The following is a 10,054-nucleotide window of genomic DNA, read 5'->3' as shown; positions in this document are numbered from 1 at the left end:
GTTAATTCAAACAGTCAACATGCTCCTATCTCAATGTCCAGTCAAATGTAGTAAGTCCAGTGAACCAAATGCAAAACAAATTGGACCAATTGTGTCTATGGGTGCTCTTAAGAATTTCTACCTTTGTAGTGTTGAAATCAAATACACTCAATCTAGATGTTGATTGAATCATAAAAGTTCCAATGAGCGAGGGGAAAATGCACAGGGCCAAGATTTTTAAACAATCGTAAAATTTGTACATAGCCCGCAAGATCATATATCCATACCCAAAGAGTTAAGTATACAATAAAGTTGGCCATCATTAATGCGAATGAAACAATGAAACAAATTTCAATAATCTCATTACTCCTTTTGGCACTCAATTCTTTTGGACAAAAATCTGAAATACTTGCAGAACCGAAAGTTGACGAAAGAGTTGAACTCTTAAGCATTGTGTTTAGACTAGCCGATAGTAAAGAGTACAGTTCAAATAAATTTCCAAAATATGTTGAAAATATTGAAAAGCATTTTCAACCTTATAAAAATCATGAATTAATAAATTACATAAAAAAGAAACTTCGCAGAAAAGGAATTGGTTATGATGCTGTTATGCATATGGCGATCAATTTATCAGACAATTATCCGTTTCAACCCATTATTCCATTCTCAAAGGAAATTCCAGAAGAAAGGTGGGGAAAGAAAAGAGCAAGTAAATTTTTACAACTACTGAATAGATTCTATAGCGATGCCAATTGCGAAAAATTCTTTCAGGAAAATAAAGCAGTATATAAAACGGCCTCTGGAAATTTTCAAAAAGTTCATGATGAGTTGGATGTTAATTGGTATCAAGAATTTTATGGGCAGGAACATAAGGGAGAATTTAGAATAGTGAATGGATTGGGAAATGGAGGTGGCAATTATGGTCCAAGTATTTCAATTGCGGACAAAGAAATTATTTATGCCATTATGGGCACATGGAGTGTTGACAATTTGGGAATGCCACAATATGAATTGGACGATTATTTCCCGACTTTACTACATGAATTCAATCACTCTTTTGTAAATCATATTGTAGAAAAATATCATACAGAACTCTCTAAAAGTGGAGAAGCCATTTTTGCCGTATTAAAGGACATCATGGAATCACAGGCATATGGAAGTTGGCAAACTATGTATGCGGAAGCTATCGTAAGGGCTGGTGTAATAAGATATTTGAAAGACCATAATTACCCAAATGAAATTATCGAAACTGAATTAAACAATGAAATGAATCGTGGGTTTTCATGGACAGACAAACTCGTTCAAGAATTAGAGCGATATGGCCAAAACAGAGATATGTTTCCAACTTTGGAAAGCTTTATGCCTGAATTGGTAAAATTCTTTGACAACGTTGCAGATAACATAACTGAAATTGAAAAATGTGATTGATAGGCGAAGACCTAAGTTTGTTGGGATAAAACCTTTTGAAAATGGAAATCATTTTTGATAAACCATTGTTATTCAATAAACGAAGGAGAAAAAGGAGATAAGGCTTATCCCGAAATGGGAGAGGCAACATACTCAAAAGATAATAATTTGGTATTTATTGAATTAGAGTTGAAGCCTGATAAAGAATATGAATTCATATTAACTGGTTGATTTTTAAGTCAAAAAAAAGTCATGGAATCAATGATCACGAAATAAATTATAAAACGAAGAAAGAATAACGAACGCCCAACAATGGCTATAAATACTTGCTTGTTTTCGCCAACTTCTGAAAATCAGAGAGGATTTTCCGCCCGCTTTGTATGTTCTTGCAACGTCAAGAGCTAACCCTCGCAAACACCCATAACATGGACGAATGTACAAAAGCTGAAAACCGAAGAATGGAAATAAAAAAAGTAAACCTTAAATCAAAACTAAATAAGTTTAATGAATATTGGACACCTAAAATAGTAGGAGAACTAAATAATCAATTTGTTAAACTTGCCAAGTTTAAGGGGAATTTTGTAATGCACATGCACGAGCAAGAAGATGAACTATTTTTTGTTGTTGAAGGAAAACTATTCATTGAACTGACTGAAAAAACGTTAGAATTAAATCCCGGGGAATTCGTTATAATTCCAAAAGGAATTAAACACAAGCCCTATGCTCCCGAAGAAGTTAGTGTAATGTTATTTGAGCCTGCTTCTACACTGAATACCGGAAATAAAGAAAACATATTAACTGTTTCAGAATTAGATAAAATTTAATTGATTAACAAGATTGGAAATAAAGCCGAGTACAACAATGGCTATCAGATATTGTTTGTTCTCGCCTAGCTCTGAAAATCAGTAAGATTTTCAGTTTGGTACAATCGTGATAAGTTAACCGCTAAACCACGCAACCACTCATAGCCGAGACGTTACACAATATTTAGAACGAAATTGAGAGAAATAGTATCAACAGAATGGCTAAATCAGAATTTAAGCAATTCCAGCATTATTATACTTGATGCTAGTATAACAACTGGTGCAAATGGAAAAGAGTTTAAGAAATTTGACCTGACTATTCCAAATGCAAGGTTTTTTGATTTGCAAAATGTATTCCTGGATAAAACAAGTCCTTTTCCGAACACAATTCCAAAACCTGAACAATTTGAACTTGAATGTAGAAAACTAGGGATAAATAAAGATTCGGAAATTGTTGTTTTCGATAATAACGGAATTTATTCAAGTCCAAGGGTGTACTGGCTTTTTAAAGTTATGGGTCACCAAAAAATATCCTTTGTTGATGGTGGACTTCCCGACTGTATCGAAAAAAGATTTCAAACCGAAAAAAAGCGGATCAAAACTATAGAAATAGGGGATTTTGAAGTGCAATTTAACGAAACATTGGTTGTTGATTTCGAATGGATTTCTATAAATACAATCAAAAAGAAATTCACGATAGTAGATGCAAGGTCGGAAAGCAGATTTAACGGAATTGGAAAAGAACCAAGGGAACACTTTAAAAAGTGGAAGAATTGAAAATTCAGTTAACATTCCATACCAAGAGGTTTTGAGATACGGAAAGTACAAACCAAAAAACGAATTGAATATGCTTTTTAAGAAAAAATGCAATAACGACAAAGAATTGGTTTTCAGCTATGGTTCGGGAATGACAGCTTGTATTGTTATGTTAGCTTGTCAAATTGGATATGGAAATAGTTTAAACGTGTATGACGGTTCTTGGACAGAATGGGCTGAACGGAATAATCTAAAAAACGTTATGTAAAAATAGCGTATAAGTAATAGCGATTTAAGTAATAAAACGATAGTATAAACAAAAATGAAGGTCCACTTAAAACAGAAGGGGACGTAGTAGAAACCCGCTAGCACCCATACGCTAAACGGTTACCTGTAATTTACCTGTTTTGAGGAAAGTCAATTACTTTATTGAGCAAAAATCATTTAGGATAGACAAAAAACAAATTTAAAAATTCAACAAATGAAAAACATAGTAAAAAAAGAAAATGCTGTAAGAAGACAGTTTTTAGGAGTTGACTTTGTAGTACTATCCATGGGAAGAGACACTATGGTCACTAAAATGTTGTATAAGCAAACTGATTTTGTGCCTTTTCACAAACACCCCAATGAACAAAGCGGTTATGTCATTTCGGGAAAGTACAAATTGGCGGTTGATGGAAAAGAACATGACTTAAAAGAAGGAGACACTTATTCCATTCCAGCGGATATTGAGCATTCAATAAAGATAATCGAAGCTGGAGAAGTTGTTGATGTATTTTCACCTATTAGGCAAGACTATCTATGAGAGGAAGAATAAGCAAGAGCTAATGTTCTTTTCTAAAAAACAAAAGTAAAAATGTATAACCGCAATTACCACATATTCGACGGAGTAGGAATCCACTCCGAATTGCAAACATCAGCGCTAAATCGAAAAGTAAAATATATAAACCCTTAACAGATGGTTAAACGAGAACATTGGCAACAAGCTTAAAACAAAATACAAACAATGCATTCAACTGAAATAATTCTATTGAACTTTTCCGAAATAAGAAGACGTAGCATAAAATTATGGAGCGGAATTTCAAAGGAATATCTGAATTGGAAACCTGATGAAAATGCACTTACGATTATTGAAATGATAAGGCACGTTTTGGAAGGCGAACACCTTTTCCATAAAATAATTCAGAATCGAGGGAATTTAGCGAATTACCAATCACCCTGGAAAGAACTAAAATATTCGGACTTAAAAAATGAGCTTGACTTTTCAGAAAAATATCGGATAGAATTCCTGAATATGATAAAAGAGTTGAAAACAGAAGATTTGGAAAACATAAGAATTGAGAGAAAAGAAGTTGGCCAAAGTAAAAAACTGGCAGATTATCTGAATCGGATCGCTTACCACGAATCCGTTCACACTGGACAAATGTTGGACTATTTGAGAACTGCCAGAATTGAAAGACCTGAAATTTGGGACTAAAAGCCCGTTAACAACAATGTACAACCGCAATTAACGCTCATTCAACGGAGTCCGAATCCACTCGGAATTGCCAACGTCAGCGCTAAACCGAAAAGTAAAACATATAAACCCTTAACTTTAGGTTACTCGAGAACGTAACCTACAAACAACACAAAAGCTTTATGCTAAAAAAGACTTCAATCATTTCTTTTCTCTTCTTACTATTTTTCACAAAGGGTTTTTCTCAGAAAATAGAAACTTTAAGACAGAAAATTGATAGTATAACAAATACAAAAGATGTAATTGTTGGCGTTGCTATTAATGGATTTAAAACCAATGATACACTAAGCATTAATGGTCAGAGACACTATCCCATGCAGAGTGTTTTCAAACTTCCAATTGCATTGGTCATTTTATCAGAAGTGGATAAAGGTAATCTTTCACTTGACCAAAAAATTGATATTAAGAAAAGTGAACTGCTACCTGGACTATGGAGTCCAATAAGAGAAAAATATCCCGAAGGGGCTTACCTTACCATTGCAGAGATCATCGAGTACACGGTCGCTATGAGTGATAATGTCGGCTGTGATGTTTTGCTCAAATTGCTCGGAAAACCGCAAGTTGTTGAAAATTATTTTTCAAGCCTCGGTTTTAAAGATTTTGCTGCGAAAATAAATGAGGAGACTATGCAGAGTAATTGGGAACTGCAATTTTTAAATTGGACAACACCAATTGAAGCCAATAAGATTCTGTCCACATTTTATAAAAATAAAAATGGTTTACTTTCCCAAGACAGTTATGACTTCATATGGAACATTTTGAAAGGAACCAAAGTAGGAAAGAATAGGTTAAAGGGGCAATTGCCAGAAGAAACAGTTGTTGCACATAAAACCGGTTGGTCGGGGAAGAATAAGAAGACAGGTATAACCGCTGCCGTAAACAATATTGGAATTGTATTCATGCCGAATGGCGAATACTTTACAATAAGTGTTTTTGTGACGGAATCCAAAGAAGATTTCAAAACCAACGAAAAAATCATATCCGATATCTCTAAGGTGGCTTGGGATTATTTTTCGGGTAATTAACTGATATTGCTAAACAAATCTAAAAAATACCCGCAGGCAACATTTTGTATAAGCAATATTGGGTTTCGTGGTATTTTGAAACATAGAAACACAGCCCAAAGGCCGATGCTATCTTACAGGTTAATGGGTTCACATCCACTACTGAGTATAAACAAGTCCGTTGTAGTACATTATGCACCCTAAACTTGAAAATCTATGAGTTTGATATATGAAACACCAAATTTTGTTGTTGAAGCAGTGCAATTGCCATTAGTGACTAGGTTAGATGGCGGCCATATATCAATATCTCCTAAAATCAAATTGGATAATAGGACTTTATTAACTCCAAAACTGGCGATTGAGCAAATGTATCTAACTATGCTAGTTGGGGAGGCAATGACAATTGGTCTTAATAATTGTGGAATTGATATTGGAAGAATCAATTATCAGGACAACGGAAATTGGGGAGTTTTAAAACCCGAAGGTCCTTTTCTTCATGTTCACCTTTATGGAAGAGCCAAAAGTGCCAAGGTTCATAAATATGGTGAAGCTTGTGACTTCCCGTTTCGTCAAACAGGATTCTATGATGATTTTGAACCCTTAAATGTAGATGACATTGAAGAAATTAGAAAACAAATCAATATACTTTTGGAAACTGAAAAATATATATTTTCCAATTGGGTTAATTAAACTAAAAAATCCATATGAACGGATTACCTTTTGCCTTGGTATTGGCTTCAATTTTAACGCATGCATATTGGAATTATCTAATAAAACGCTCAGAAGAGAAACATGTCTTTACCGCTCTTAGCAAAATAGCTGAAATTGTAATTTTCGCAACCCCAGCAATTTATTTTTTGAGTATAACTGATTTTAAAATATCGTTTTTATTTCTAATTTTAGTTGCTTCGATAATAACATTCTTAAATTATTTCTTTCTGGCAAATGCCTATAAATACGGAGAGCTTTCATTAGTCTATCCAATCTCTAGGTCAAGTATTCTATTCCTCCCCATATTGGCTTATTTATTTATTGGGGAGACGATAGACTCCATTGGAATAATTGCAATAGTATTCATTCTTTTAGGAACATTTATAATGCATTTGGACTCCTTTGACAGAAATGGAATTCAAAACATTGCAACCAATATAAATAACAATGGTAGTATCTATGCCTTGATTGCAGCATTCACAGTTGCAGGATATACTTTATGGGACAAGATATCCATTTCCAAAATGGAACCTTTTCTTTATTTCTATCTTTACACATTTGTAATTTGCTGCATATATAACTTTTTCATTTTCTCAAAGTTTTCAAAGAATGAAATCAAAAATGAGTGGATTAACAATAAATCTAGAATTATACAAGTAGGTTTTTTTAATAGTTTCACTTACATATTAATACTAATCGCCCTGACAATGAGCAAAGCGACTTATGTTGGTGGACTAAGACAATTAAGTATTGTAATTGGTGCTTTTCTTGGATATAAATTTCTTGGAGAGAATTTGACTAAACCTAAAATAATTGGAATTTTAATTTCAGTAATCGGAGGGAGTTTAATTTATCTGGCAAAATAACCCATTATAACACGTTGTATAAGCAATAGTGGGTTTAGTGGTATTTTAAATCATACAACCATAACCCAAAGGTCAATTTTATCTTACAGGTTAATGGGTTCACATCCACTACTGAGTATAAACAAGTCCATTGTAGAACATTATGCAATCAAAACCGAAAATCCATAATTGTGGAATACAGACTTCAACCACAAAGAGCAGAGCTAAAATTAAATTCCTTTGGCCCATTTGAACACATAGATTTCTCATCCCACAATGGCGACTGTTTATCCAAACAATTTGTCGGACACCATAATCAAAGTGAGGATTGCGCACTCCCCTGTTGATATCAAGGTTCATAAAACTGCCTTCACAAATTACAGTTCAGGCAACTGTCCATCACTGTCCGATTTCACTCATGAAACAGTTGCATTGAACCAAAAGCAAAACAAATTGGACCGATTATACCTATGGATGCCCGTAAATATTTTTATCTTCACGATTGGCAATCATTTTATTTTTTGATTCAATATGTGCAAAAGGTTCTGTCTTCATTTTGCTATTCTGATTTGTCCAGGAAGATAACGATCATGTATGGAAAAATTGAAGTTAAATTTCGGATTCATTCCGAAGATTGGAAACTTGAACAATCCATAAAACAAAATCAAATCTACCCCAAAGAGGAAATTTTGATTGAATCGTTGAAGTTCTTATATGAGATGAGTGAATGCAGAGCCAAGATTTATAAAAAACCCGTAAAACTCGCGTATAGCTCACAAGACTAGTAATCAATGCCAAAAAAGCTAGGTATAAAATCAAATTTTTCATAATCTACCAAAAATGAAAATAGTAATATATATATATCATGGCTTGACCATGCTTGATGCCATTGGACCTTACGAAGTTTTAAGGAATATACCCAATGCTGAAGTACTCTTCGTAGCTGAGAAAAAAGGGGATATAATAGCTGACTCCAAATTTGTCCACCTTAACGCGAGGTTTGAAATAGAAGAGATAAATGAGGCTGACATTCTCGTTATTCCAGGTTCGACTATAACTTTTATGAGAGAAATAAAAAACGTTAGTGTCATGAACTGGATAAGGAAAATCAACAAAACTACGAAATGGACAACTTCGGTGTGTTCAGGATCTATAATTCTTGCGGCCACTGGTTTACTGAATGGTCTAGAGGCTACTTCACATTGGAAGCCTATGGGGTTATTGAAAAAATTTGGTGCCATCCCGAAATCGGAAAGATTTGTAGACCAAGGTAAGTATCTAACGGCAGCAGGTGTCTCTGCTGGGATCGATATGGCGCTGTATTTATCTAATAAAATTGTTGGTGAGACTAAGACCAAGGCTATTCAGCTATTTATAGAATATGACCCTAGCCCCATATATAATTCAGGGAATTATTCACGTGCTGAAAAAGAAGTTATTGAAAATGCTGAAATGATTTTGCTTGAAGAAGCAAAAAAAGAACCCAAATTATTTCAGCAAATAAAAAGGACAACGCCAAAACCAAAAGAATATGTGCAACACGGCGTGTAAGTAATGACGTTTAACCGATATAACGTAAGTTAAAACATAAAACATGTAAGGACCAAACCGAAACGTTCTTCAGCAGAAATCTATTACTCTTACACTGAACACTGAGGTGTAATGATTAAATAACTATATGAAAATAGTATCAAGTTCAGGAAAGGGAAATTTTAAATTAATTGAGCAAAACAGAGAAATCCGTGAACTGGTTTATACTAATTGGTTTTCGGAAAAAGCTAAAATGCTTCTAAACGGAAATAAATTCGAAATCAAAGGGAAGGATACACATCCTCAATAAAAGATTTCAACTCACTCTGATTTAAAATAAAATCCACACTTAAAAATTTTGAAAAAGAAAATATTTCAAAAGTTGTGAATTGAATTGAACCTTCAACGAAAAACAAAAAGTACAAAAGCCATCGCTTGTCTTCAATTTAAAAGTCAACTACCAATTCAAATGTTCTTAATATCAATTACTTCTCAATTTACAAAGATGAACTTGCAACTCGTGAAATTGCACCTTTTGCCATTTATTTCACTGAGAGTTTTTGTGTTTTTAGTTGCATTCTGTAACTTACGAAACAACCTACGTGAATTTAGATTAGATTGAATTTCAAGCTCTTTATTTCTTCTTAAACATTCGATTATCTATAAGGTTTCTCGTTAAATGGTTTTTCAAGAAATTTATTGAAGTATAGTTGACATAGGGTTGTCACCCCTCCCATTTACATTTGTCCCATAATCTTGAATATATTAAATGAAGCATTTATCAATTTGTGTTATTGCTATCGTATTGATTGGCTGTAATACCCAGAACAAAACAAATATGAACGAACAAAGTAAAAAGGTAGGGACAATTGAATTGGTCATCTTTGATACCCATCCTCAATATTCCAAAGCAGAGGTGATAGCAGCAGCAAAGGCCGTGAATCCTGTAGTGGAAAAATTTGATGGCTACATTGGAAGGAAGCTAGCAGTAGACAAAAACGGTAAATGGACTGATATTGTTTATTGGACAGACCTCAAATCAGCTGAACATGCTGCACAAGAGATTTTGAAAAGTGAAACTTGTCAAAAATTCTTTGGAATGATAAATGAAGAAACTATGCAATTTATGCATCTTGAACCTGTAATTGATGTCGAATAAAAACATATGACTAAAAACGACATAATTGAAAGGGTTCTAGAAAAATATGATGGTCTTGTTCTAAATAAAAATTTGGGAGAAGTCGGACTATTTTACAATCCAGAAAATAAATTAAGTAAGGGAGTACATTCATTGACATTCAAGGAAAAGATGGTTTAAATGACAAAGCATCAAATACTGATAGAATGGCGTGTTTAGGTTGAATATTGGAATTTTAAAAGATACCTTTTTTAGGCTCTTTGTCATTTCCCACTTGATTCGACAAGTTTTGAATTTTCTATGGATACGGACATCAATAGGCCATTGGACACCTATGATGATAACGGCAGGATCTTAGCGATTTC

Annotated in this window: 12 protein-coding genes; all 12 read left to right on the top strand. The window is 33.8% G+C overall.

The window, feature by feature from the left end:
• Window positions 1–318: 318 nt before the first annotated feature.
• The 12 genes from D2V08_RS13030 (at window position 319) to D2V08_RS12965 (ending at window position 9,710) form a co-directional block, all read left to right on the top strand.
• Entirely contained in the window at window positions 319–1,407 is a 1,089-nt protein-coding gene (locus tag D2V08_RS13030) for a DUF4932 domain-containing protein (protein ID WP_119608597.1), read from the top strand.
• 404 nt (window positions 1,408–1,811) lie between these two features.
• Window positions 1,812–2,210, top strand: a complete 399-nt coding sequence (locus tag D2V08_RS13025; RefSeq protein WP_245980586.1) for a cupin domain-containing protein — start codon at window positions 1,812–1,814, stop codon at window positions 2,208–2,210.
• Window positions 2,211–2,384: 174 nt separating this feature from the next.
• On the top strand, window positions 2,385–2,966 hold the full coding sequence (locus D2V08_RS13020) for a sulfurtransferase (RefSeq protein WP_182835549.1): 582 nt from the start codon (window positions 2,385–2,387) through the stop codon (window positions 2,964–2,966).
• A complete protein-coding gene (locus D2V08_RS17890; RefSeq protein ID WP_119608595.1) occupies window positions 2,893–3,213 on the top strand; it encodes a rhodanese-like domain-containing protein in 321 nt (106 codons plus the stop codon). The genes D2V08_RS13020 and D2V08_RS17890 overlap by 74 nt, the downstream gene beginning before the upstream one ends.
• Window positions 3,214–3,426: 213 nt before the next feature.
• Complete coding sequence (locus D2V08_RS13010) at window positions 3,427–3,750, top strand: cupin domain-containing protein (protein ID WP_119608594.1); 324 nt, start codon at window positions 3,427–3,429, stop codon at window positions 3,748–3,750.
• Window positions 3,751–3,951: 201 nt separating this feature from the next.
• Window positions 3,952–4,422, top strand: a complete 471-nt coding sequence (locus tag D2V08_RS13005; RefSeq protein WP_119608593.1) for a DinB family protein — start codon at window positions 3,952–3,954, stop codon at window positions 4,420–4,422.
• A 161-nt stretch (window positions 4,423–4,583) separates the two neighbouring features.
• Window positions 4,584–5,486 carry a class A beta-lactamase, subclass A2 gene (gene bla / locus D2V08_RS13000; RefSeq protein WP_119608592.1) on the top strand — a complete coding sequence of 301 codons (903 nt, stop codon included), beginning with the start codon at window positions 4,584–4,586 and terminating at the stop codon, window positions 5,484–5,486.
• A gap of 195 nt (window positions 5,487–5,681) precedes the next feature.
• A complete protein-coding gene (locus tag D2V08_RS12995) occupies window positions 5,682–6,155 on the top strand; it encodes a hypothetical protein (RefSeq protein WP_119608591.1) in 474 nt (157 codons plus the stop codon).
• 14 nt (window positions 6,156–6,169) lie between these two features.
• A complete protein-coding gene (locus D2V08_RS12990; protein WP_119608590.1) occupies window positions 6,170–7,042 on the top strand; it encodes a DMT family transporter in 873 nt (290 codons plus the stop codon).
• 819 nt (window positions 7,043–7,861) lie between these two features.
• Window positions 7,862–8,572 (top strand): DJ-1/PfpI family protein, encoded by a 711-nt coding sequence (locus D2V08_RS12975; RefSeq protein WP_119608587.1) that lies wholly within the window; start codon window positions 7,862–7,864, stop codon window positions 8,570–8,572.
• 127 nt (window positions 8,573–8,699) lie between these two features.
• Window positions 8,700–8,861, top strand: coding sequence for a hypothetical protein (locus tag D2V08_RS17370; protein ID WP_182835547.1), 162 nt, complete (start codon window positions 8,700–8,702; stop codon window positions 8,859–8,861).
• Window positions 8,862–9,320: 459 nt separating this feature from the next.
• Window positions 9,321–9,710, top strand: a complete 390-nt coding sequence (locus tag D2V08_RS12965; protein WP_119608586.1) for a hypothetical protein — start codon at window positions 9,321–9,323, stop codon at window positions 9,708–9,710.
• Window positions 9,711–10,054: the final 344 nt, after the last annotated feature.

Source organism: Flagellimonas lutimaris (genome assembly GCF_003581615.1).
GTDB classification, from domain to species: Bacteria; Bacteroidota; Bacteroidia; order Flavobacteriales; family Flavobacteriaceae; genus Flagellimonas; species Flagellimonas lutimaris.
This window is presented reverse-complemented; position numbering and strand designations above follow the sequence as displayed.